Origin of the sequence: Streptomyces sp. NPDC014006, assembly GCF_043088925.1 — a bacterium.
GTDB lineage: Bacteria > Actinomycetota > Actinomycetes > Streptomycetales > Streptomycetaceae > Streptomyces.
In genome coordinates this window covers 137,120-158,685 of sequence record NZ_JBICAJ010000015.1, presented here as the reverse complement: position 1 = coordinate 158,685, position 21,566 = coordinate 137,120, and the positions used below count along the sequence as shown (strand labels likewise).

The window sequence follows — 21,566 nt, the reverse complement described above, 5'->3', positions numbered from 1 at the left end:
ACAAGGGGGCTGCGGGCGCCCCCGCCGCACGCCGTAAGGTTGGGTGGTCAAGCGAGGGCACGTCGGAAGGAGGCGCTGGGTGATCGAGCTCGAGGGGGTTCCCGAGCTGATCGACCCGGTCATGGTGGCCGCGTTCGAGGGCTGGAACGATGCCGGCGACGCCGCCTCCACCGCGGTCGCGCATCTGGAGAAGGAGTGGAAGGGCGAGGTGTTCGCGGCGCTGGACGCCGAGGACTACTACGACTTCCAGGTGAACCGCCCCACGGTGTTCATGGACGGCGGCGTCCGGAAGATCACGTGGCCGACGACAAGGTTGTCCGTGGTCCGCGTCGGCGGCGACAAGCCCCGCGACCTGGTCCTGGTCCGCGGCATCGAACCGTCCATGCGCTGGCGCTCGTTCTGCAACGAGCTGCTGGGCTTCGCGCACGAGTTGGGCGTGGAGCTGGTGGTGATCCTGGGCGCCCTGCTCGGCGACACCCCGCACACCCGTCCGGTCCCGATCAGCGGGACCACGTCCGACGCGGACCTGGCACGCCGGATGGATCTGGAAGAGACCAAGTACGAGGGTCCCACCGGCATCGTGGGTGTCCTGCAGGAGGCGTGCACGCACGCGGGCGTGCCGGCGGTGTCGCTGTGGGCGGCCGTGCCGCACTACGTGTCGCAGCCGCCCAACCCGAAGGCCACGCTGGCGCTGCTGAACCGCCTGGAGGACCTGATCGACGTGCGCATCCCGCTGGGCGAGCTGGCCGAGGACGCGCGCGCCTGGCAGGTGGGCGTGGACCAGCTGGCCGCGGAGGACAGCGAGGTCGCCGAGTACGTCCAGACGCTGGAGGAGGCCCGGGACACCGCGGAGTTGCCGGAGGCGTCGGGCGAGGCGATCGCGCGCGAGTTCGAGCGGTATCTGCGGCGCCGTGACGGCGCCCGTCCGCCCAAGCCACCTGCCTCCGGCGGTGCCAAGGACGACGAGGACGACGCGGAGGACTGAGCGGAGTACGGGAAAGGGCGGTGCGCCAGGCGCACCGCCCTTCATCGTTGCCGGAAGCCCTTACAGAGCGACGCCCAGCAGCGCGTCCACGGCGCGTGAGACGACGCCCGGTGCACCGGGGTCCGTGCCGCCCCGCTCCTTCTGGAGCGCGACCCAGCGGTCCACGGCGGCGAGGGCCGCCGGGGCGTCGAGGTCGTGCGCGAGGGCGTCGCGGATCTCCTCGACGAGCGCGTCGGCGGACGGGCCGTCGGGCCGGGAGACGGCCGCGCGCCACCGGCCGAGCCGGGCCACGGCGTCGGCGAGGACCTGGTCGGTCCACTCCCAGTCGGCGCGGTAGTGGTGGGCGAGCAGCGACAGACGGATCGCGGCGGGGTCGACGCCGTCGCGGCGCAGCCGGGAGACGAAGACCAGGTTGCCCTTGGACTTCGACATCTTCTCGCCGTGCAGGGCGACCATGCCGGCGTGGACGTACGCCTGGGCCATGGGGAACTCGCCGGTGAGCACCTGGGCGTGCGAGGCGCCCATCTCGTGGTGCGGGAAGGCGAGGTCGGAGCCGCCGCCCTGGACGTCGAAGCCCATGCCGAGTTGGTCCAGGGCGATGGCGACGCACTCGATGTGCCAGCCGGGGCGCCCCCGGCCGAGGGTGGCGCCGTCCCAGCTCGGCTCGCCCTCACGGGCGGCCATCCACAGCATCGGGTCGAGCGGGTTCTTCTTGCCCGGGCGGTCCGGGTCACCACCGCGCTCGGCGGACAGCAGCCGCATGGCGGCGGCGTCGAGGTGGGAGACCTTGCCGAAGTGCGGGTCGGACTCGACGGAGAAGTAGATGTCACCCTCCAGCTCGTAGGCCGCGCCGAGGTCGCGCAGCCGCTCCACGAGCGGGACGATGCCGGGTATCGCCTCGACGGCGCCTACGTACTGCCGGGGCGGCAGCATCCGCAGGGCCGTCATGTCCTCACGGAAGAGGGCCGTCTCCTTCTCGGCGAGGGCGACCCAGTCGACGCCGTCCCGCTCCGCGCGCTCCAGCAGCGGGTCGTCGACGTCCGTGACGTTCTGGACGTAGTGAACCTGCCGCTTGGTGTCGAGCCACACGCGCTGTACGAGGTCGAACGCGTTGTAGGTCGCCGCGTGCCCCAGGTGGGTGGCGTCGTACGGGGTGATGCCGCAGACGTAGATACGGGCGACGGGACCGGGCTGGAGGGTGACCAGCTGGCCGGTCGCGGTGTCGTGGATCCTCAGGTCGCGGCCCTGACCGGGCAGGGCGGGGACTTCGGAAGCGGGCCAGGCATGCATGTCATGAGCCTAACCGGACCGGGGTTTCACATACGAACCGGAGCGGGTCGTATGGCCGGGAAGGCGCTCTTGTGTCTTCCCGGCCGATGTGCACTCGGGGTGTGTCACACGGGTGGCCAGGGAATCGCCGGCCATTCCCCGCTCGGTTCGGGGTGTATCCCGGAGGCGAGCAGCGCCTCGACACGCGCGCGTGTGGCGTCGGCCTCGGCGGGGCTGACCAGGGCGGCGAGCCGCTCGGCGAGCGCGCCGCCCTCCTTCAGTTTCGCGCGCAGCCGGGTCAGCGCCTCGACGGCCTCCTCGGTCAGCGGCTCCCCCGCCCACCCCCACAGCAGGGTGCGCAGCTTGTTCTCGACGTGGAACGTGACGCCGTGGTCGATGCCGTACAGCCGCCCTTCGGCGGCGGGCAGCAGATGGCCGCCCTTGCGGTCGGCGTTGTTGATCACGGCGTCCAGGACGGCGAGCCGCCGCAGCCGGGGGTCGTCGGCGTGCACGAGCAGGGCGGTGCGGCCCTCGCCGACCTCGGCGAGGCCGATCGCCTTCCAGCCCGGTTCCGGCTCCTCGCCGTCGACGAGGGCGAGCAGCTCGGCGCCCTCGGGCTCGACGTCGATCCAGAGCTGGCACATGCCCTCGCCGTACGGCCCGTCGCGCAGCACCGTCGGCGGGATCAGGTGCCAGCCGGTCGCCTCGGACACCTCGTACGCGGCGACCTCGCGGCGGGCGAGGGCACCGTCGGGGAAGTCCCACAGAGGACGCTCACCGGCGATCGGCTTGTAGATGCAGGCGGCCTCCCGGCCGTCGAGGGCCACCGTGCAGTACAGGGCCGCGTTGGAGGCCTCGCGGATGCGCCCGCGGACGGTCAGCTCCCCGTCGGCGAGGAGCTGCGCCGCGGTCAGGCTCCGCGGCGGTATCCGTTCTGGCGCGGACATACGTGTCCCTCCGGGTCGAGCGGCAGGCTGCACAGCGGGCAGGGCGGCCGGCCGGCGTTGACGACGTCGAGGGCGCGCTTGGCGAAGGCTCTGGCCTGGGCGCCGGTGAGGCGGACCCGCAGCATCGGGGGCCCGTTCTCCTCGTCCTGAAGGAGTCGCTCCTCGGCCTCGGCGAGGTCCTCGTCGGACTCGGCGTCGAGTTCGACCAGGGCCTGCGCCTCGACGATCATGCGCTGCTCCTCGCCGTCCCAGGCGAGGGCCATGGTGCCGACCCGGAACTCCTCCTCGATGGGAGTCTCCAGCGGGGCGCTGTCGTTGATCTCGGTGGGCGCGACGGCCGGGACGGCGGCGTTGCCGCCGCTGCGGCGTACCACCTCGTCGAGGAGCTCGTCCATGCGCTCGGCGAGCGCGGCGACCTGGGTCTTCTCCAGGGCGACGCTGGTCACCCGGGCACCGGCGCTGGCCTGCAGAAAGAAGGTACGGCGCCCGGGCAGTCCGACCGTACCGGCCACGAAGCGGTCCGGTTGGTCGTAGAGGAACACCTGACGGGACACGTCCAGCTCCAAGAATCGTGGTGGGTAATCGCGGCGCTACTGCGACCGCTTCACCCTACTGCGGCCGACGATCACGGTGCGCCCGCACCACCCCCCACCGTTGCGTCGTCGCCCGGCGGCTGCTCGCGGGGGGCAAGGGAGGCGAAGTCGCCGGTGTCGCCGAGGCGCACCAGGAACGGTCGCAGCCGGGTGTAGCGGATGGCGGTGATGGAACACGGTTCGACGGAGATTCGCTGGAAGAGGTCGAGATGCAGGCCCAGTGCGTCGGCCACGAGCGACTTGATGATGTCGCCGTGGGAGCACATCAGATACACCGCGTCGGCGCCGTGGTCGCGCTCCACGCGCGCGTTCCACTCGCGGACCGCCTCGGCGGCACGGGTCTGCATCGCGCGCATCGACTCCCCGCCGGGGAAGGCGGCCGCGGAGGGGTGCGCCTGGACGACCTCCATCAGCGGCTCGTCGCTCAGCTCGGCGAGTTTGCGGCCCGACCAGTCGCCGTAGTGGCACTCGCCGATGCGTTCGTCGGTGTGCGGCGTCAGACCGGGGCGGGCCGCCAGCAGCGGCGCGACGGTCTCCTGGCAGCGCTGCAGCGGGCTGGTGACGATCTCGGCGAGCGGCAGCGCGGCGAGCCGGGCCGGCAGCGCCGTGGCCTGCGCGGCGCCGCGCTCGTCGAGAGCGACGCCGGGGGTCCAGCCGGCGAGGAGTCCCTCACTGTTGGCGGTGGAGCGTCCGTGCCTTACGAGGATCAACGTGGGCATGCGCCCCAGGGTAGGCGTACGCAGGGCCGCGTCGGCGGCCCGCAGGAAGGAGAATGCGCTCCGTGATCGTCGATTGCGCCATCTACAGCGACGGCAGGCGGACCGAGGGGCCCGGGGACTTCTCCGACGCCCTGGAGGAGGCGCGGGCCGCGGGCGGGTTCGTGTGGGTGGGTCTGTACGAGCCCTCCGAGCCGGAGTTCGACCGGGTCACCCAGGAGTTCGGGCTGCATCCGCTGGCGGTGGAGGACGCCCTGAAGGCGCACCAGCGGCCCAAACTGGAGGTGTACGACGACTCGCTGTTCCTGGTGCTCAAGCCGGTCGTGTACGAGCCGGAGAGCGACACGGTCTCGGCCGGTGAGGTCATGGTCTTCCTCGGCGACGGATTCGTGGTCACCGTCCGGCACGGTGAGGGTTCGCCGCTGGGGGCGGTGCGGCAGCGGCTGGAACACGAGCCGGAACTGCTCGGCAAGGGGCCGACCTCGGTGATGTACGCCATCGCCGACGCCGTGGTGGACCACTATCTGGACGTGGCGACGGAGCTGCAGACCGACCTGGAGGAGCTGGAGACGGAGGTGTTCTCGCCGTCCAGCGGCGGCACCCGGCACACGGCGTCGCGGATCTACACCTTCAAGCGGCAGGTGCTGGAGTTCCGGCGGGCGACCGGACCCCTGGCGAAGCCGCTGAGCCGGATGGCGGGCGCGGGCGAGTACGGCGTGAACGTGCCGTTCGTGGCCGACAAGGCGCGGCCCTTCTTCCGTGACGTCAGCGACCATCTCACGCGGGTGAACGAGTCCGTGGAGGGGCTGGACCGGCTGGTGTCGGACATATTGTCGGCGCATCTTGCGCAGATGAGCGTCCGGCAGAACGACGACATGCGGAAGATCTCCGCGTGGGCGGCCATGGCTGCGGTGCCCACGATGATCGCGGGGATCTACGGCATGAACTTCGACCACATGCCCGAGCTGCACTGGGTGTGGTCGTACCCGGCGGTGATCATCGTGATGGTCGGCCTGGTGGTGCTGCTGTACCGGCTGTTCAAGCGGCGGGGCTGGATGTGACGCGCGCGGTGAGCGGGTGCGTGGGGCGCGGTCAGGCGAACTCGGGGGCGGGGGCGCCGCCGAGTGCGTCGCGGTGCTCGGGCATGCGCAGGGACACCATCCGGTGCCAGCCCGCGAACCGCTCCCAGGCGTACACCGCGTGGATGCCGGCGGCGAGCAGCGCCGACCTCGCCCGGGACCAGCCGAGGATGCGGCCCATGTGCGCCATGACGGCGAGGCTGACGTCACGGTAGATGCGGATCTCCGCGAGGGCGCACGCGCGCAGGGAGCGCTGGATGAGCCGGCCGTGCCCGGCGGTCGCGAGGCGCAGCAGTTCCTCGTGCGCGTACGCCAGGTGGTTGTCCTCGTCGGCGGAGATCATCCGGACGGCCCTGCCGACGTCCGGGTGGTCGGCGAAGTACGTGCGCAGCATGGCCATCTGCTCCGCGGCGCGCTGTTCGGTGACCCTGCTGTGCGCGAGGTAGACGACGATGTCCTCCGCCGTGAGCGGCCGGTCGGCCCTGAGCCTGTCGTGCGACAGGCCGATGCCATGCTTCTCCAGCAGCATCGTGTAGTCGGTCTCGGGCGGCACCGGGACGGGGCGCAGGCCGCGCTTCTTCATGAGGGCGTTGAAGATGCGGCCGTGTTTGTCCTCGTCGGCTCCGTGCCGGGCGATCTTGGGGGCCATGGCGCGTTCGCCCGGAGGCACGAGGGCGGCGATCCGGCCGTTCTCCCAGCCCCCCTGCGACTCCCCGCCGGCCGCGATGGAGCAGAACAGCGCGAAGGACTCGTCGTTGTCGAGGATCTCCTGGAACAGACTCTTCGCCGAAACCATCTGAGGTACCTCTCTGCAGGACTCCGCAAAGAACGAGTCAAGTGCGGTGGGAGAGGTCCTGCAACACGGGTGTCGCACCGCTCCGCCGGACGGGTTACGGCACGGCTCACGGAAAGGGCCGTAACCCTGGGACGCCGGGCGCGTTGTTCCGGGTGACGGCCGTGGCGGGGAAGACCCCCGAGCCCCCACCACGGCCGTAGAGACTACGTCGGGCCTACGCCAGGCCGGCCCGCTCCAGGGCCTCGATGCCGGCGCGCAGCGCGGCGACGCGCTCGTCGAGGGTGAAGCCGGCGGGGTTGAGGTTCAGGGTGGTGACGCCGGCCGCCGCGTACGCCTTCATCCGGTCGGCGATCCGGTCCACGGAACCGAGCAGCGTGGTGGCGTCGATCAGCTCGTGCGGTACGGCGGCCGCGGCGCCCTGCTTGTCGCCGGAGAGGTACTTCTCCTGGACGTCGGCGGCGGCCTGCTCGTAGCCCATGCGCCGGGCGAGCTGGTTGTAGAAGTTCTGCTTGGCGCTGCCCATGCCGCCGACGTACAGCGCGGTGTAGGGCCGGAAGGCGTCGGCGAGCCGGGTCACGTCCTTGTCGTCGCCCAGGTGCAGCGGGAGGGTGGGCGCGACGTCGAAGCCGTCCATGGTCTTGCCGGCCTTCTCGCGTCCGGCGCGCAGATACCGGATCGCGGTCTCCTCCAGGTGGTCGGCGGAGGGGAAGATCAGCAGGGCGCCGTCGGCGATCTCTCCGGTCTGCTCCAGGTTCTTCGGGCCGATCGCGGCGATGTACAGCGGGATGTACTCGCGCTCCGGGTGCACGGTCAGCTTGATCGGCTTGCCCGGGCCCCCGGGCAGCGGCAGCGTCCAGTGCTCACCCTCGAACGACAGGCGCTCACGGCTCATCGCCCGGCGCACGATCTCGACGTACTCGCGGGTGCGGGACAACGGCTTGTCGAACTTGACGCCGTACCAGCCCTCGGAGACCTGCGGGCCGGAGACGCCGAGGCCGAGCCGGAAGCGGCCGCCGGACAGGGAGTCCAGGGTCGCGGCGGTCATGGCGGTCATCGCCGGCTGACGGGCCGGGATCTGGAAGATGGCCGAGCCGACGTCGATGCGCTCGGTCTGGGCGGCGACCCAGCTGAGCACGGTGGCCGCGTCCGAGCCGTAGGCCTCGGCGGCCCAGCACACCGCGTAGCCGAGCCGGTCGGCCTCCTGGGCGACGGCGAGGTTGTCCGCGTCCATCCCGGCGCCCCAGTAGCCGAGGTTGATCCCGAGCTGCATACCCGCTCCCTTACCGATCAGTAATGTCCCGTGTGCGCCGACCTTAGCGCGGGGCCCGCCGCCGGGGCAGGGTGGTGTGGTGAGCGTCGCCCCCGCGCGCCGCGCAGCCCCTGTGGAAAGCCCGGATTCTCGTTGTCCACAGGCAACCCACGGCGCATCCCTGGCCAGTAATCTCGGCGTCCATGGAGCAGAGGCATCTCGGCCGCACCGGCCTGCGTGTGTCCCGCGTCGGGCTCGGCACCCTGACCTGGGGCCGGGACACCGAGGAGCACGACGCCGCGGACCTGCTGAAGACGTTCTGGGAGGCGGGCGGCACCCTCGTCGACACCGCGGACGTGTACGGCGACGGGGAGGCCGAGTATCTGCTCGGGCGGCTCATAGAGGGGCTGGTTCCGCGCCGGGAGCTGGTCATCTCGACCAAGGCGGGGGGCGTGCCCGACCCGGACCGCCGGTTCGACGGCTCGCGCGGGCATCTGCTGGCCGCGCTGGACGCCTCGCTGGACCGGCTCGGCACGGACTACGTCGACCTGTGGCACGTGCACGCCTATGACCCGTACACGCCGCTGGAGGAGACCCTTCAGGCGCTCGACATCGCGGTGAGCAGCGGGCGGGCGCGCTATGCCGGCGTCTGCAACTTCTGCGGCTGGCAGCTCGCCAAGGCGGGCACCTGGCAGCTGGCGGCGCCGGGGACGCGGACCCGGCTGGCCGGGACGCAGATGGAGTACTCGCTGCTGCAGCGCGGGGTGGAGCGGGAAGTGCTGCCGGCCGCGCTGGACCTGGGGATCGGGCTGCTGCCGTCCTCGCCGCTGGGCCGCGGGGTGCTCACCGGCAAGTACCGGGGCGACGCCCTGCCGCCGGGCTCCCGCGGCGCCTCGGAGCATCTGGCGCCCTTCGTCGCGCCGTACCTCGACGACACCGCGAGCCGGATCGTGGACGCGGTGGCGACGGCCGCGGACGGGCTCGCCGTGACCCCGCTCCAGGTGGCCCTCGCATGGGTTCGCGACCGGCCCGGCGTGACCGCGCCGATCGTCGGCGCGCGCACGGCGCAGCAGCTCACGGCCGCATTGTCAGTGGAGGCGCTTAGTCTTCCTGACGAGATCTGCCGGGCGCTCGACGATGTGTCGGCGCCCGTGCACCGCTATCCCGATCACGACTGGAGCACGCTGTGAGCACGGAGCCGGAGACCACGGAGGACGCCGGGCCGGGGACGCCGGACACCGGGGCGGAGTCCGGCACTCCGCAGGAGGAGCCGGCCCGGGACACCGGGACCGAGGGCGCGGGGGACGCTGCCGAGGGCGTGCAGGGCGAGGGCGGTGCGGAGAGCGGCGGTGAGGAGGCCGGCGGCGGGGCCGCCGGCAAGGGCGCCGGTGAGCTGTCCGAGGCGGAGGCCGAGCTGCTGGCGCAGCGGCTCGAGCGGGAGCGGATCGAGCGGCGCAAGGCCGAGAAGCAGGGGCCCATCGAGAGCGGCACGAAGCTCAGCGGCACGGCGGCCGACCTGCTCGCCGCCGTACGGGCCGTGGAGAGCGGCCAGAAGCCCGCGCGGACCGCGTTCAGCGAACCGGCCGCCCCCCGCCGCCCGGCCCCGGAGCCGGTACGGCGGCCTGAGCCGGCCCCCGCTCAGCCCTCGCCAGCGGCTCCCACGTCCGCTTCCGCGCAGACCGTCGCCGCCGTGGGACGCGTGCTGGCCGACGGTGGCGCCCCCGAGGCGCTGGCCCCGCAGGCCGCCACGGTGCTCGGCGAGGGCGCGGCCGAGGTGCTGCGCGAGGACCCCTGGCAGTTGCTGCGGGTCACCGGGGTGCGTCCCGAGCAGGCCGACGGCTTCGCGCGGGCCCTGCTCGGCCCGGACTGCGGTCCGGACGACGCGCGGCGGAGCCGCGCGCTGACCGGCTGGCTGCTGGAACAGGCGGCCGTCGCCGGACACACCGCGCTGGAACTGACCGCGCTGACCACCGCGCTGGGGCAGCGCGGGGTGGCCGATCCGGACGCCGCCGTGCAGGACGCGCTGGCCGAGGGTGAGGCGCTGGCCTTCCAGGACGCCCTCGATGAGCAGCCGCCCGCCGTCGCCGGGGAGGAGGGCGACGAGGAGGAGGCCGAGCGCCCGGTGCGCGTCCTGATCGGCCTCGAGCGGTACGCGCTCGCGGAGGAGAGTCTCGCCGACTCTCTCGCCCGCGTGGCCAACTCCCCGGCCGAGGAGGACGGCGCCGACTGGGCGCAGGCCGCCGCGTCGGCGTCCGGCAGCGCGGCGGAGCTGATCCGCGCCGTCGCCGGGCACGGACTGGTGCTGCACACCGGCGGGGAGGCGGCGCGCTCGGAACCGGCTGCACTCGTCTCGGCCGCCCGCACCCTGGGTCTGCGGGCCGTCGCCGCCTGCCACACACCGGACGGCCGGCGCCGCTTCGCCGCGCTGCTCCCGGGCGACGATGCCGAGGCCGCTGCGGGTGTCGTCACCGTCGCCGGGCTGCTCTCCGGTGCCGAGGGCCCCGGCCGGGACGCCGACGGTGCGCTCGATCTTGATCTGCTGGTGGTGCTGGACGCTCCCCAACTCGACGTGGAGAGCGCGGCGATGGTGGTGGAGTCCCTGCCGGACGGGGCGCGGCTGGTGCTGAGCGGGGATCCGGCGGTGCTGTGGTCGGCCGGGCCCGGGCGGGTCTTCGCCGATCTGCTGGCCGCGCGGGTGTGCCCGCACATCGTCTCCCGCACGCCCGACCCCGGACCGATCGGCGAGCTGGTGTCCGGGATCGGCGTCGGCGAGCTGAACCAGGTCGAGGCGCCCGGCAAGGAGATCGTGATCGTGCCGGTGCGGGACGCGGGCGAGGCCGTGCACCGCACCGTGCAGCTGGTCGCGGACTCGGTGCCGCGGGCGCTCGGTGTGCCCCCGGAGCAGACGGTGGTGATCACCCCGGGCCATGGCGGCGCGGTCGGCACACGGGCGCTCAACGCCGCGCTCAAGGAGCGTCTGAACCCCGGACCCGGCCGGTTCGGCGGCTTCGACGCGGGCGACCGGATCGCCTACTCCCCCGGGCCGGGGCGCACGGTGCCGGGGCAGGTGACGGGGGCCGACGCCGACGGACTGCATCTGACGTGCGCGGGCGTCCCCGTCGTCGTACCGCGTGAGCGGGTGGAGCAGAGTGTGCGGCACGGCTGGGCACTGACCGCGCACCAGGCGGTGGGCAGCCGGTGGCCGGCGGCGGTCGTGGTGCTGCCGGGGGATGCGGCGCAGACCCTGAGCCGGCCGTGGGTCTACACGGCGTTCGGCCGCAGCGAGCGCCATCTGTCCGTGGTGCACGGGGTGGAACAGGCGCTCCCGAGAGCGGTCGCCGAGGTCCCGGCCAAGCCGCGCACCACCCGCCTGCCCCTGCTGCTGCGCACGCAGGTCCCGACGGCGGGCTGACCGGGCACCGGCCCTCCCCCGCCCCGGGGCGGGGGCGTACGGCCGGGCATGCGTACGGCCCGGGACATGTCGTCCCGGGCCGGTCGCAGGGTGTGCGGGGTGCTGTCAGCGGTCGGCGTCCAGGGGTTCCAGGTCGTCGTCCGCGTCCGCGGCGAGATCCGGGTGCGGGTCGTCGTCCTCGTCCGCGTCGAGGTCGTCGTCGAACACGGCGCTGACGTCGAAGCGGCAGACCGCCCGCTGCGGATCGATCTGCTCGAACGGCGCCTCCAGCCACTCGCCGGGCTCAGCCGGCTCGTCGGCGGCGACCACCCACAGCGTGGAGTCGCCCTCCTCCAGGCCGAACTCCTTGTGCCGGGAAGCGATCTCGTCCGGTTCGAACTCACCGAACAGGATGCCCAGCGCCCCGTGCACCGTCCCGGAGATTCCCTCGCCCGTGCTCTCCTCGTCCGCCGCCTCGATGCGCTGGGCCTGCGCCCGTAGCCGCTGCGGCTGTGCGACCGCGTAGTCGCGGCGGATCAGCACGCTGAGCGCGTTCGGCTCCTCGGGGCCCGTGTACGGCGGCAGCGAGTCGTCGGCCCCCGGGATCTCGAAGGGCGTGACCTCGTCGTAGCGGTCGTAGAGCAGCTCGTCGTACGCCTCGGCGGCCGCGGCCAGCTGGTTGAAGGCCTCGTAGACATCCGGGTCGTCCTCGCCGGACCTGCGTTCGACCGCGGCCAGGTGGCGGTCGAGCGCGGTCTTGACCGCCTCGGCGGCGGCGCGTACCTCGGCAGCGGTGGGCTGCGCAGCATCAGACATAGTGCAGACGCTATCCGTACCGGGCCCCAGCCCGCACAATAGATGCGATGCCGGAATACGAATTTGTCGACGTGTACGTACCGCGTGGGGTTTCCCGCAAGGAGACGACACGTCTGCTGACCGACCATGCCGAGTACGGACACTGGGAGTTGTACCGCCTGAGTCTGCTGCGCGACGGCAGCCGCAGGGTGCGGCTGCGGCGGCGGATCATCCGCCAGGTGCGCGCCACGTGGTGACGTGAGGCAGACGGAACGGGCCCCGCTGGTGCGGGGCCCGTTCCGTTCGTTGCCGCCGTGGCACCGAGCCGCTCAGATCGATGCGCGCGCCTTGCGGTACATCACCGCACCGACGAGCAGCGCGCCCGCGCCCGCGGGCAGAACGACGCCCATGGGCAGGTCGCTGCCGGTGTGGGCAAGCTGGGCCGAGCCCCCGGCACGGCTGACCGACTGAGTGCCGGGGTGGTTGGAGGCGCCGGTGACGCCGGGCGTCTCCTGCCCCGGAGTGGTCGGGGTGGCCGGCGTACCGGGGGTGCCCGGGGTGGCAGGAGTTCCAGGGGTGCCAGGGTTGCCTGGGGTGCCAGGAGTTCCAGGGGTGCCAGGCTTGCCCGGGGTGCCGGGAGTTCCAGGGGTGCCTGGGGTGCCAGGAGTTCCGGGGGTGCCCGGCGGGGTGTCCCCGCCGCCCGGAGGCGTGGCGGGGCCACTCCCGCCGCCGTTGGCGCAGTTGTTGTCCGTCGCCGGGTTGCCGACGCCGATGACGTCGACGCTGTTGCCGCAGACGTTCACCGGTACGTCGACCGGGACCTCGGCGTGGTTGCCGGAGCCGACACCGGGCGAGTCTCCGGTGTGTCCGCCTGCCTGCGCGCCCCCTGAGCCACCGGAACCGTCGTCGCCGCCGGAGCCGCCTTGCGCGCCCTGGTCGGCGCAGGAGTCGCCCATCGCCGGGTTGAGCACCCCGACGACGTTGACCGTGTTGCCGCACACGTTCACCGGGATGTGCACCGGCGCCTGGACCAAGTTGCCGGACAACACGCCCGGCGAGTTGGAGGCGAAGCCGCTCGCGCCCGAGTCGGCGTGGGCGTAACCGCCGGCGGCGGCGAGCACGCCGGTCGCTGCCGCCACCGTCATGAGGCCTTTGCGGGTGACCTGTCGCATTGCTGAATTCCTGCCTTCCGCGATGTCTCGTACATCAACTCGCAGATCAAGTCGCATCATTGAAATGCGCAAGAGACCGAACGACCCGGAGCGCATGGCGCGCGCTCCGCGGCCGACGGTGCGGACGTCCCTCAGAGGACCGACCCGCGAAGGACCAACCCCAAAAAGGGGAGGTCAGTTGTTGACGCAGGGGTTGCCGGAGGCGGGGTTCAGAAGCCCGACCACGCTGACAGTGTTGCCGCACACGTTCACCGGGACGTGCACCGGCGCCTGGATGACGTTGCCGGACACGACGCCCGGGGACTGCACGGCGGCACCCTGGGCACCGGACTCGGCGACGGCCAGGCCCGCGCCCGCGAGAACCAGCCCACCGGTGGCAGCCGCAGCAGCGACGACCTTCTTGATCATTATTCCTCCTCGTTGGCAAAAGCGATCCCAGCGTTGCGGATCGCATCACCTGTAACGAGGAAGGAGTAATGGGGCTACGAGCATATGGTCGCATTCACTCTTCTCGGTGGTTGCCGCACACACGCCCGAATTCAGCGAACGTCATTCAGGACGCGTCGATGAAACGGTCGAGCACCCGCACGCCGAACTTCAGCCCGTCCACCGGCACACGCTCGTCGACGCCGTGGAACATCCCGGCGAAGTCCAGCTCCGGCGGCAGCTTCAGCGGCGCGAAGCCGAAGCCGCGGATGCCGAGGTCGTCGAAGGACTTGGCGTCGGTGCCGCCGGAGAGCATGTACGGGATCGCCTTGGCAGCCGGGTCCTCGGCGACCAGCGCGGACTGCATGGCCTCCACCAGCGCGCCGTCGAAGGAGGTCTCGACGGCCTTGTCGGCGTGCACGTCCTCGCGGCGGACGTTCGGGCCGAGGAGCCGGTCGAGGTCGGCGAGGAACTCCTCCTCGTGACCGGGCAGGAAGCGGCCGTCGATGTGCGCCGTGGCCTCGCCGGGGATGACGTTGACCTTGTAACCGGCGTTCAGCTGGGTGGGGTTGGCGGTGTTGCTGAGGGTCGCGCCGATCAGCTTGGCGATGCCGCCCAGGCGGACGAGGGTGGACTCCATGTCCTCCGGGTCCAGCTCGGTGCCCAGGGCGTCGCCCAGCTCGTCGAGGAAGGCCCGGGTGGTCTTGGTCACCCGCACCGGGAACTTGTGCCGGCCGACCCGGGCCACGGCCTCGCTCAGCTCGGTGATCGCGTTGTCCCGGTGGATCATCGAACCGTGCCCGGCGGTGCCGGCCACGGTGAGCTTCATCCAGTGCATGCCCTTCTCGGCCGCCTGGATCAGATACAGCCGCCGCTGCTCGCTGACGGTGAAGGAGAAGCCGCCGACCTCGCTGATGGCCTCGGTGACGCCCTCGAAGAGGTCCGGGTGGTGGTCGACGAGGTGACGGGCGCCGTAGGTGCCGCCCGCCTCCTCGTCTGCGAGGAAGGCCACCACGATGTCGCGCGGGGGCCGGCGCCCGGAGCGCAGCCGGTCGCGCACGACGGCGAGCGTCATGGCGTCCATGTCCTTCATGTCGACGGCGCCGCGGCCCCAGACACAGCCGTCGGCGACCTCGCCGGAGAACGGGTCGTGGGTCCAGTCGGCGGCGTTGGCCGGGACGACGTCGAGGTGGCCGTGGATCAGCAGCGCGGGCCGGGACGGGTCCTCGCCCTCGATACGGGCCACCGTGGACGCGCGGCCGGGGTGGGACTCGAAGATCTTCGGCTCCAGGCCGACCTCGGCGAGCTTCTCGGCCACGTACTCGGCCGCCTTGCGTTCACCGGGGCCGGAGTGGTCGCCGTAGTTGCTGGTGTCGAACCGGATCAGCTCGCGGCAGAGGTCCACGACCTCGTCCTCGCCGGTGACGCCCCTGGCCGTGTCCGTCTCGCTCACGCTGCTTCCTCCCGGTGTCACTGCGGTGTCCCTGGTGTCCCTGCGAGTGTCCCCGCTGATGGGTCCCCCTCATCCTCCCCCCGCTCCCCTCCGCGGCCCAAGACCGGTCCCGGCCCGTCACACGCCGTTCACGTGACGACGGCCGCACCGGGGGGTGATCGGCCACCCCGGAAAGCCTGGTAATGTTTATGTCGTCGCCGCGAGGGAAACCCCGCACGACAGACACCTTGTCCGGGTGGCGGAATGGCAGACGCGCTAGCTTGAGGTGCTAGTGCCCTTTATCGGGCGTGGGGGTTCAAGTCCCCCCTCGGACACAGCGAGAAGGCCCCTGCTCAGCAGGGGCCTTCGGCGTTTTCCCGCCACCTCGGCGACCGGGCACAATGGCGGACATGACGACGCGTGCCTGCCCCTGCGGCCTGCCGGAGCCGTACCCCGCGTGCTGCGGCCGCTACCACCGCGGCGAGGCGGCTGCGCCGACCGCGGAGGCGCTGATGCGCTCGCGCTACAGCGCCTTCGTGAAGGGCGACACGGACTACCTGCTGCGCACCTGGCACCCGCGGACCCGGCCCGCGCGGCTGGATCCGGATCCCCGGATGCGCTGGACGGGCCTGGAGATCCTCGGCACGAGCGACGGCTCGGCGTTCCACTCCACCGGGACCGTGACGTTCCGCGCCTCCTACCGGGGCGGTGCGCTGCAGGAGCACAGCCGCTTCGAGCGGGTCGGCGGGGCCTGGGTGTACGTCGACGGGGACTTCCCCGACGCCCAGCCCCCTCTGGACGGGCCCTCCTGAGAACCTGCACTGCCCCTCAGGGCGCCAGGATGTCCAGTTCCTGCAGCGCGCCCACCGTGATCTCCCGGGTCAGCTGTTCCGCGCGCTCGGCGTCGCGGGCCCGGACCGCCTCCGCGACCCGGACGTGGAGCGTGACGGCGGCCGGGTCCGGGTCCTCGAACATGACCTCGTGCTCCGTACGGCCCGTGAGGACCTCCGCGACGACGTCGCCGAGGCGGGCGAACATCTCGTTGCCCGAGGCGTTGAGGATCACCCGGTGGAAGGCCACGTCGTGCAAGAGGTAGCCCTCCAGCTGGTGGCCTCGGGAGTTGGCGACCATGCCGAGGGCGCACTCGGTGAGTTCGGCGCACTGTTCGGCGGTGGCGTTGCGGGCGGCGAGGCCGGCCGCGACCGGTTCGACGGCCGAGCGCAGCACGGTCAGTGAGCGCAGCTGGTGCGGCCGGTCCGCGCCGGCCAGCCGCCAGCGGATGACCTGCGGGTCGTAGACGTTCCACTCGGCCTTCGGGCGCACGGTGACGCCCACCCGACGGCGTGACTCCACCAGGTGCATCGACTCCAGGACCCGTACCGCCTCGCGCATCACGGAGCGTGACACCTCGAAGCGCTGCGCGAGCTCGTCGGTGCGCAGCACGCTGCCCGGCGGGTACTCGCCCGCGGTGATGGCGGGGCCGAGGGTGTCCAGTACATGGCCGTGCAGCCCCCGGCCCGGAGTGGTCATGCACACAGAGTACGGGCCGGATCACGGGACCAAAAAGTCAGACTTATTTGTCACACACTCTTGAATTCGTCGTACCTAATGGGTTTCAGTAGCCCGGCATCAACGTGTCGACGAAGACAGCGAGGCAGCGATGAACACCCCCCACGTCGTCGTGGTCATGGGCGTGGCAGGCACCGGGAAGACGACCATCGGTCCCCTGCTGGCCGCCCGGCTCGGCGTCCCGTACGCCGAAGGCGACGACTTCCACCCCGCGGCCAACATCACCAAGATGTCGGCCGGAGTTCCGCTCACCGACGAGGACCGGTGGCCGTGGCTCGACGCCATCGGCGACTGGGCGGACGGCCGGGCGGGGCTCGGCGGGGTGGTCAGCTGCTCGGCGCTGAAGCGGTCGTACCGCGACCGGCTGCGGGCCGCCGCGCCCGGGCTGGTGTTCGTCCACCTGAGCGGTGACCGCGCCCTCATCGCCGACCGGATGTCACACCGCCAGGGTCACTTCATGCCCACGGCACTGCTCGACTCCCAGTTCGCCACGCTGCAGCCGCTCGGGGCGGACGAGGCGGGCGTCGAGGTGGACGTCGAGGGCAGCCCGGAGCAGATCACCGAGCGGGCCGTGTCCGCTCTGGCCACGCTGCCCGAGCCGACGACCCGGTAACCCCCCTCCCCCCCGGGGTCCTGTCCCGGCCCTTCCCCGAGGGCCGGGACGGGACCCCGTTCCCTCCCCCGTCCCCGTAACCGCAAGGGAAAACCCCGTGACCGGACTCAGCGTCGAGATGCTGGCAGCGGAAAAAGTCGAGCCGATCACCTCGGCCGGCCACGCCCAGCTGGGCATCGCCGTGCTGGCGGGCATCGCCGTCATCGTCCTGCTGATCACCAAGTTCAAGCTTCACGCGTTCCTGTCCCTGACGCTCGGCACGCTCGTCCTCGGCGCGGTCGCCGGGGCGCCGCTCGACAAGGCCATCACCAGCTTCACCACCGGGCTCGGCACCACGGTGGCCGGTGTGGGCGTCCTGATCGCCCTCGGCGCGATCCTCGGCAAGATGCTCGCCGACTCCGGCGGCGCCGATCAGATCGTGGACACCATCCTGGCCAAGGCCGGCGGGCGCGCGATGCCGTGGGCGATGGTGCTGATCGCCTCGGTGATCGGCCTGCCGCTGTTCTTCGAGGTCGGCGTCGTACTGCTGATCCCGGTCGTGCTGATGGTCGCCAGGCGCGGCAACTACTCCCTGATGCGGATCGGCATCCCGGCCCTGGCCGGCCTGTCGGTGATGCACGGCCTGGTCCCGCCGCACCCCGGTCCGCTGGTCGCGATCGACGCGGTGAAGGCCAACCTCGGCGTCACGCTGGCGCTCGGCGTGCTGATCGCCATCCCGACGGTGATCATCGCCGGTCCGCTGTTCTCCAAGGTCGCGGCCCGCTGGGTGGACGTCCAGGCGCCCGACCGGATGATCCCGCAGCGCGCCTCGCAGGAGTTGGAGACCCGGCCGGGCTTCGGCCCGACGCTGGCCACGATCCTGCTCCCGGTCGTTCTGATGCTCTCCAAGGCGCTGGTCGACATCACCGTCGACGACCCCGACAAGACCGTGCAGCGGATCTTCGACGTCGTCGGCTCGCCGCTGATCGCCCTGCTCGCCGCCGTCCTCGTCGGCATCTTCACGCTGCTGCGGCCCGCCGGGTTCGGCAAGGACCGCGTCTCACCGCTGGTCGAGAAGGGTCTCGCACCCATCGCCGGCATCCTGCTCATCGTCGGCGCGGGCGGTGGCTTCAAGCAGACGCTGATCGACACCGGCGTGGGCCAGATGATCCTGGACATCTCCAAGGACTGGAACATCCCGGCGCTGCTGCTGGCCTGGCTGATCGCGGTGGCGATCCGGCTGGCGACCGGCTCCGCGACCGTCGCCACCGTCTCGGCGGCCGGTCTGGTCGCGCCGCTCGCGGCCGGCATGTCGACCACGCACGCGGCCCTGCTCGTCCTCGCCATCGGTTCCGGCTCCCTGTTCTTCAGCCATGTCAACGACGCCGGCTTCTGGCTGGTGAAGGAGTACTTCGGACTGAGCGTCGGCCAGACCGTCAAGAGCTGGTCGATCATGGAGACGATCATCTCGGTGGTCGGGGGCGGCCTGGTGCTGCTGCTCTCCCTGGTCATATAGGAAGACAGCGATGACCGTGCACCCGCTGTGGCCTACGGCCGCCACAGCGGGTGTTCGCGTTCCGCCCACCCCCTGCTGACCAGGCCGGTGCGCAGTCCGCGGCGGGCCTCCGGGTCGCCCAGCGCCATGCCGATGTGGCCGGCCAGCACGACGCCGATGGTCAGAGCCAGCCAGTCGTGGACGAAGGTCGCGCTGGTACGCCACTTCAGCGGGGTGAGATGGGTGAACCACATCAGCAGCCCCGTGCCGAGCATCACCAGCGTGGCTCCGGCGATCCAGGCGGCGTAGACCTTCTGCCCGGCGTTGAACTTGCCCGCCGGACGCGAGGAAGGCCGCTTGTCGCGGCGGAGGGCGGCGCGCAGCCAGCGCCGGTCGTGCGGGCCGAAGCGGTTGAGCCGGCCGAGGTCGGCGCGGAAGGTCCTGGAGGCGAGGCCCAGCAGTACGGGCACCGGCAGCGCGAGGCCGGCGCACTCGTGGACCCGGACCACCAGCTCGCGGCGGCCGACGAGTTCGGCGAGCTGCGGGACGTACAGGCAGGCCGCGGTCACCACGCAGACGCCCATCAGCACGGCCGTGGTGCGGTGGATCCAGCGTTCGGCCGGGCCGAAGCGCCGCACCTGCCCCGTGGCGGGGGCCGCCGGGGCGTCAGCTCGTAGGCTCATCGTCACGTCCGTTCGAGCGGCCCACCCAGGCGTCGACGTCGTAGCCGCGCTCCTCCCAGTAGCCCGGCTGGACCTCATCGGTGACGGTGATGCCGGAGAGCCACTTGGCGGACTTGTAGAAGTACATGGGGGCGACGTAGAGGCGGACCGGGCCGCCGTGGGCGTGGCCCAGGTCCTTGTCCTGCATGCGCAGCGCCACCAGGACATCGGGGCGGCGGGCCTGGTCGAGGGTGAGGGACTCGCTGTAGGTACCGTCGAAGCAGGTCAAGCGGATCGCCCGGGCGCCCGGCCGCACTCCTGCCGCGTCCAGCAGCCGGGACAGGCGTACGCCCTGGAAGGCGGTGCCGGGGACGCGCCAGCCGGTGACGCACTGGACGTCCTTGACGAGCCGGGTCTGCGGCAGGGCCCGCAGCTCGGCGAGGGTGTAGCCGCGGGGGTGGTCGACCAGGCCGTCCACGGTGAGGCGGTAGTCCCGTGCGCCGCGGTGCGGGACCGAGGAGGCGACGGAGTAGTACCGGAAGCCGCCGCCGTTGGGCAGCAGTCCGGTCAGGCCGGTCGGGTCGCTGCTGAAGAGTGACTCCAGGCCGGGTTGCAGCGTCGGCGCGGCGAGCACGCCGAGCGCGCCCAGGCCCAGGGTGCCGAGCAGGACGCGGCGGCCGATCGGGCGGCCCTCCTCGTCGGGTGGTGGTCCGGGCGAGGGTGGTGGTTCGGGGTTCACCCCTTCATTCGAGCACCCGCGAACCCCAGGAGGAAGGGTTCACGGGTACGCGTCAGCTTTCCGTAATCACAGCTCGTCGGGTACGGCTGTGGCGGCCGCCTTGTCCAGCTGGAACGCCTCGTTGCCGAGGCCGATGCGGGCGTGCGCCCCAGGGTTGCGGGAGCGCAGCAGCAGGCCCTGCGCCAGGCCGGCGACCAGGGCGAGGCCGATGACGGCGGGCAGCGCCCGGCTGAGGGCGGAGCCGGGGCCGGCGCCGACCAGGACGTCGAAGTCCTTGACGGTGTAGCCGGCGAGCACCAGCAGGGCGAGGCCGGCCAGCGCGGAGGTGAGCAGCCGCCAGGCCTGGGCGCGGGCGGCGCCGCGGCGTACGAAGAAGACGATGACGGACAGGGAGGCGGCGGCCATCAGCAGGATCACGCCGAGCGCGCCGAGGTTGCCGCACCAGGTGAACAGGTGCAGGACGGGTGCGGTGGGGTCGCCCGTGGGCTTGCCGTCGGTGACGGCGAAGACGATCACGACGGCCGCGGACACGGCGGTCTGCAGCAGCGAGCCGGTGCCGGGTGCGCCGCTCGCGCCGCTCGTGCGGCCGAAGGCGCGCGGCAGCAGGCCCTCACGGCCCATGGCGAAGGCGTAGCGGGCGACGACGTTGTGGAAGCTGAGGGTGGCGGCGAACATGCCGGTCACGAACAGCACGTGCAGAACGTCGGTGAAGGTGGCGCCGAGCCGGGACTCGGTGAGGGTGAACAGCAGGCCGGCGCTCTCCTTCTGCGCGGTGGCGACGATCGCGGAGGGGCCGGTGGCGACGGTGAGCGCCCAGGAGCTGATCGCGAAGAACACGGCGACGGAGCCGACGGCGAGGAACATCACGCGCGGCACCAGCAGGTGTGGACGGCTGGTCTCCTCGGCGTAGACGGGGGCCTGCTCGAAGCCGGTGAAGGCGGCGATGCAGAAGCACAGGGCGGTGGAGACACCGGCGCCGGTGAGGGTGCCGGGGTCGAAGGCGTGCAGGGAGAGGCCCTCCTTGCCCGGGTCGGAGATCGCCGCGATGTCGAAGATCACGACGAGGGCGACCTCGACGACGAGGAGAACGCCGAGCACGCGCGCGTTGACGTCGATCTTCAGCCAGCCCAGCGCGCCGACGGCGGCGACCGCCAGCAGCGCCGGGATCCACCAGGCGACGGTGAGGTCGGCGTAGGTGGCGAGCAGCCCGGAGACCTCGAAGCCGAAGATGCCGTAGATGCCGACCTGGAGGGCGCTGTAGGCGACGAGGGCGAGCAGGGCGGCGCCGGCGCCGGCGGTGCCGCCGAGGCCGCGGGCGATGTAGGCGTAGAAGGCGCCCGCGTTGTGGACGTGCCGGCTCATCTCGGCGTAGCCGACGCTGAACAGGACCAGGACCGCGCCGAGCGCGACGAACAGCAGCGGCTGGCCGACGATGCCCATCACCGCGTACGTCGTCGGCATGACACCGGCGACGACCATGAGCGGCGCGGTCGCGGCGAGTACGGAGAGCAGCAGACCGGAGGTGCCGAGGCGGTCGGCGCGCAGGGCCCGGTCGGGGCCGAGGTAGGTGCTGATGCCGTCGGCGGAGGGTCTGCTGGTGCGGGAACTGCCGGTCGTCATGCGGGGTCCTTTCGGGGGCGGGGGCCTCGCGGGGCGGGG

Annotated in this window: 22 protein-coding genes and 1 tRNA gene; 9 read left to right on the top strand and 14 right to left on the bottom strand. The window is 72.2% G+C overall.

Annotation, left to right across the window (positions count from 1 at the left end; all coding sequences use genetic code 11):
* Window positions 1-79: 79 nt before the first annotated feature.
* A complete protein-coding gene (locus tag ACF1GV_RS36885; RefSeq protein WP_363266810.1) occupies window positions 80-985 on the top strand; it encodes a PAC2 family protein in 906 nt (301 codons plus the stop codon).
* 60 nt (window positions 986-1,045) lie between these two features.
* Here ACF1GV_RS36885 and mshC read toward each other — a convergent pair whose 3' ends face one another.
* The 4 genes from mshC to ACF1GV_RS36865 all read right to left on the bottom strand — a co-directional run bounded on the left by mshC (window position 1,046) and on the right by ACF1GV_RS36865 (window position 4,513).
* Complete coding sequence (mshC, locus tag ACF1GV_RS36880) at window positions 1,046-2,275, bottom strand: cysteine--1-D-myo-inosityl 2-amino-2-deoxy-alpha-D-glucopyranoside ligase (protein WP_391690119.1); 1,230 nt, start codon at window positions 2,273-2,275, stop codon at window positions 1,046-1,048.
* A gap of 104 nt (window positions 2,276-2,379) precedes the next feature.
* A complete protein-coding gene (locus ACF1GV_RS36875) occupies window positions 2,380-3,201 on the bottom strand; it encodes an SCO1664 family protein (RefSeq protein WP_391690116.1) in 822 nt (273 codons plus the stop codon).
* Window positions 3,165-3,755: a DUF3090 domain-containing protein gene (locus ACF1GV_RS36870; RefSeq protein WP_363266813.1), complete on the bottom strand. Its 591-nt coding sequence runs from the start codon at window positions 3,753-3,755 to the stop codon at window positions 3,165-3,167. Before ACF1GV_RS36870 ends, ACF1GV_RS36875 begins: the two co-directional genes overlap by 37 nt.
* Before the next feature lie 71 nt (window positions 3,756-3,826).
* On the bottom strand, window positions 3,827-4,513 hold the full coding sequence (locus ACF1GV_RS36865; RefSeq protein ID WP_391690112.1) for a histidine phosphatase family protein: 687 nt from the start codon (window positions 4,511-4,513) through the stop codon (window positions 3,827-3,829).
* A gap of 62 nt (window positions 4,514-4,575) precedes the next feature.
* Here ACF1GV_RS36865 and corA point away from each other — a divergent pair, with 62 nt between their 5' ends.
* A complete protein-coding gene (gene corA / locus ACF1GV_RS36860; protein ID WP_391690109.1) occupies window positions 4,576-5,571 on the top strand; it encodes a magnesium/cobalt transporter CorA in 996 nt (331 codons plus the stop codon).
* A 31-nt stretch (window positions 5,572-5,602) separates the two neighbouring features.
* Here corA and ACF1GV_RS36855 read toward each other — a convergent pair whose 3' ends face one another.
* On the bottom strand, window positions 5,603-6,385 hold the full coding sequence (locus ACF1GV_RS36855) for a ferritin-like domain-containing protein (RefSeq protein WP_391690106.1): 783 nt from the start codon (window positions 6,383-6,385) through the stop codon (window positions 5,603-5,605).
* 214 nt (window positions 6,386-6,599) lie between these two features.
* The gene (locus tag ACF1GV_RS36850) at window positions 6,600-7,655 is read right to left on the bottom strand and encodes an LLM class F420-dependent oxidoreductase (protein ID WP_391690103.1); all 1,056 of its coding nucleotides are present in this window, start codon (window positions 7,653-7,655) and stop codon (window positions 6,600-6,602) included.
* Window positions 7,656-7,837: 182 nt separating this feature from the next.
* On the opposite strand from ACF1GV_RS36850, the gene ACF1GV_RS36845 reads away from it, so the two are divergent.
* On the top strand, window positions 7,838-8,824 hold the full coding sequence (locus tag ACF1GV_RS36845; RefSeq protein ID WP_391690100.1) for an aldo/keto reductase: 987 nt from the start codon (window positions 7,838-7,840) through the stop codon (window positions 8,822-8,824).
* On the top strand, window positions 8,821-11,046 hold the full coding sequence (locus ACF1GV_RS36840; protein ID WP_391690097.1) for a helix-hairpin-helix domain-containing protein: 2,226 nt from the start codon (window positions 8,821-8,823) through the stop codon (window positions 11,044-11,046). Before ACF1GV_RS36845 ends, ACF1GV_RS36840 begins: the two co-directional genes overlap by 4 nt.
* 105 nt (window positions 11,047-11,151) lie before the next feature.
* On the opposite strand, the gene ACF1GV_RS36835 is transcribed toward ACF1GV_RS36840, so the two are convergent.
* Window positions 11,152-11,841: a hypothetical protein gene (locus tag ACF1GV_RS36835; protein WP_391690094.1), complete on the bottom strand. Its 690-nt coding sequence runs from the start codon at window positions 11,839-11,841 to the stop codon at window positions 11,152-11,154.
* A gap of 47 nt (window positions 11,842-11,888) precedes the next feature.
* On the opposite strand from ACF1GV_RS36835, the gene ACF1GV_RS36830 reads away from it, so the two are divergent.
* Entirely contained in the window at window positions 11,889-12,077 is a 189-nt protein-coding gene (locus ACF1GV_RS36830) for a DUF5703 family protein (RefSeq protein ID WP_027758838.1), read from the top strand.
* Between the two features lie 72 nt (window positions 12,078-12,149).
* On the opposite strand, the gene ACF1GV_RS36825 is transcribed toward ACF1GV_RS36830, so the two are convergent.
* The 3 genes from ACF1GV_RS36825 to ACF1GV_RS36815 form a co-directional block, all read right to left on the bottom strand.
* Window positions 12,150-12,992 carry a chaplin gene (locus ACF1GV_RS36825; protein ID WP_391690091.1) on the bottom strand — a complete coding sequence of 281 codons (843 nt, stop codon included), beginning with the start codon at window positions 12,990-12,992 and terminating at the stop codon, window positions 12,150-12,152.
* Window positions 12,993-13,166: 174 nt separating this feature from the next.
* On the bottom strand, window positions 13,167-13,400 hold the full coding sequence (locus tag ACF1GV_RS36820) for a chaplin (RefSeq protein ID WP_391690088.1): 234 nt from the start codon (window positions 13,398-13,400) through the stop codon (window positions 13,167-13,169).
* A gap of 145 nt (window positions 13,401-13,545) precedes the next feature.
* A complete protein-coding gene (locus ACF1GV_RS36815; RefSeq protein ID WP_391690085.1) occupies window positions 13,546-14,871 on the bottom strand; it encodes a M20/M25/M40 family metallo-hydrolase in 1,326 nt (441 codons plus the stop codon).
* 229 nt (window positions 14,872-15,100) lie between these two features.
* Here ACF1GV_RS36815 and ACF1GV_RS36810 point away from each other — a divergent pair.
* Together ACF1GV_RS36810 and ACF1GV_RS36805 are read left to right on the top strand one after the other, a co-directional pair.
* Window positions 15,101-15,185: transfer RNA gene (locus ACF1GV_RS36810), tRNA-Leu, on the top strand.
* A gap of 75 nt (window positions 15,186-15,260) precedes the next feature.
* Window positions 15,261-15,662, top strand: a complete 402-nt coding sequence (locus tag ACF1GV_RS36805) for a YchJ family protein (protein WP_391690083.1) — start codon at window positions 15,261-15,263, stop codon at window positions 15,660-15,662.
* Between the two features lie 16 nt (window positions 15,663-15,678).
* On the opposite strand, the gene ACF1GV_RS36800 is transcribed toward ACF1GV_RS36805, so the two are convergent.
* Window positions 15,679-16,380 (bottom strand): FadR/GntR family transcriptional regulator, encoded by a 702-nt coding sequence (locus ACF1GV_RS36800; protein ID WP_391690080.1) that lies wholly within the window; start codon window positions 16,378-16,380, stop codon window positions 15,679-15,681.
* 130 nt (window positions 16,381-16,510) lie between these two features.
* Here ACF1GV_RS36800 and ACF1GV_RS36795 point away from each other — a divergent pair, with 130 nt between their 5' ends.
* Window positions 16,511-17,032, top strand: a complete 522-nt coding sequence (locus ACF1GV_RS36795) for a gluconokinase (protein ID WP_363266827.1) — start codon at window positions 16,511-16,513, stop codon at window positions 17,030-17,032.
* Between the two features lie 97 nt (window positions 17,033-17,129).
* Window positions 17,130-18,527 carry a GntP family permease gene (locus ACF1GV_RS36790; protein WP_391690076.1) on the top strand — a complete coding sequence of 466 codons (1,398 nt, stop codon included), beginning with the start codon at window positions 17,130-17,132 and terminating at the stop codon, window positions 18,525-18,527.
* 32 nt (window positions 18,528-18,559) lie between these two features.
* Here the strand turns inward: ACF1GV_RS36790 and ACF1GV_RS36785 are convergent, their stop codons facing one another.
* The 3 genes from ACF1GV_RS36785 to ACF1GV_RS36775 all read right to left on the bottom strand — a co-directional run bounded on the left by ACF1GV_RS36785 (window position 18,560) and on the right by ACF1GV_RS36775 (window position 21,527).
* Window positions 18,560-19,189, bottom strand: a complete 630-nt coding sequence (locus ACF1GV_RS36785) for a cytochrome b/b6 domain-containing protein (protein ID WP_363266830.1) — start codon at window positions 19,187-19,189, stop codon at window positions 18,560-18,562.
* Window positions 19,173-19,907: a molybdopterin-dependent oxidoreductase gene (locus ACF1GV_RS36780; RefSeq protein WP_391690072.1), complete on the bottom strand. Its 735-nt coding sequence runs from the start codon at window positions 19,905-19,907 to the stop codon at window positions 19,173-19,175. The genes ACF1GV_RS36785 and ACF1GV_RS36780 overlap by 17 nt, the downstream gene beginning before the upstream one ends.
* Before the next feature lie 66 nt (window positions 19,908-19,973).
* Window positions 19,974-21,527: an APC family permease gene (locus ACF1GV_RS36775; protein WP_391690069.1), complete on the bottom strand. Its 1,554-nt coding sequence runs from the start codon at window positions 21,525-21,527 to the stop codon at window positions 19,974-19,976.
* Between the last annotated feature and the right edge of the window lie 39 nt (window positions 21,528-21,566).

What these genes read in the sequence shown, in the direction of transcription:
- ACF1GV_RS36830 (WP_027758838.1), top strand. Translation starts at nt 11,889, where the DNA reads ATGCCGGAATACGAATTTGTCGACGTGTACGTACCGCGTGGGGTTTCC.
- ACF1GV_RS36775 (WP_391690069.1), bottom strand. Translation starts at nt 21,527, where the DNA reads ATGACGACCGGCAGTTCCCGCACCAGCAGACCCTCCGCCGACGGCATC.
- ACF1GV_RS36855 (WP_391690106.1), bottom strand. Translation starts at nt 6,385, where the DNA reads ATGGTTTCGGCGAAGAGTCTGTTCCAGGAGATCCTCGACAACGACGAG.
- ACF1GV_RS36835 (WP_391690094.1), bottom strand. Translation starts at nt 11,841, where the DNA reads ATGTCTGATGCTGCGCAGCCCACCGCTGCCGAGGTACGCGCCGCCGCC.
- ACF1GV_RS36865 (WP_391690112.1), bottom strand. Translation starts at nt 4,513, where the DNA reads ATGCCCACGTTGATCCTCGTAAGGCACGGACGCTCCACCGCCAACAGT.
- ACF1GV_RS36875 (WP_391690116.1), bottom strand. Translation starts at nt 3,201, where the DNA reads ATGTCCGCGCCAGAACGGATACCGCCGCGGAGCCTGACCGCGGCGCAG.
- ACF1GV_RS36785 (WP_363266830.1), bottom strand. Translation starts at nt 19,189, where the DNA reads ATGAGCCTACGAGCTGACGCCCCGGCGGCCCCCGCCACGGGGCAGGTG.
- ACF1GV_RS36845 (WP_391690100.1), top strand. Translation starts at nt 7,838, where the DNA reads ATGGAGCAGAGGCATCTCGGCCGCACCGGCCTGCGTGTGTCCCGCGTC.
- ACF1GV_RS36820 (WP_391690088.1), bottom strand. Translation starts at nt 13,400, where the DNA reads ATGATCAAGAAGGTCGTCGCTGCTGCGGCTGCCACCGGTGGGCTGGTT.
- ACF1GV_RS36805 (WP_391690083.1), top strand. Translation starts at nt 15,261, where the DNA reads ATGACGACGCGTGCCTGCCCCTGCGGCCTGCCGGAGCCGTACCCCGCG.
- ACF1GV_RS36800 (WP_391690080.1), bottom strand. Translation starts at nt 16,380, where the DNA reads ATGACCACTCCGGGCCGGGGGCTGCACGGCCATGTACTGGACACCCTC.
- mshC (WP_391690119.1), bottom strand. Translation starts at nt 2,275, where the DNA reads ATGCATGCCTGGCCCGCTTCCGAAGTCCCCGCCCTGCCCGGTCAGGGC.
- ACF1GV_RS36850 (WP_391690103.1), bottom strand. Translation starts at nt 7,655, where the DNA reads ATGCAGCTCGGGATCAACCTCGGCTACTGGGGCGCCGGGATGGACGCG.
- ACF1GV_RS36825 (WP_391690091.1), bottom strand. Translation starts at nt 12,992, where the DNA reads ATGCGACAGGTCACCCGCAAAGGCCTCATGACGGTGGCGGCAGCGACC.
- ACF1GV_RS36795 (WP_363266827.1), top strand. Translation starts at nt 16,511, where the DNA reads ATGAACACCCCCCACGTCGTCGTGGTCATGGGCGTGGCAGGCACCGGG.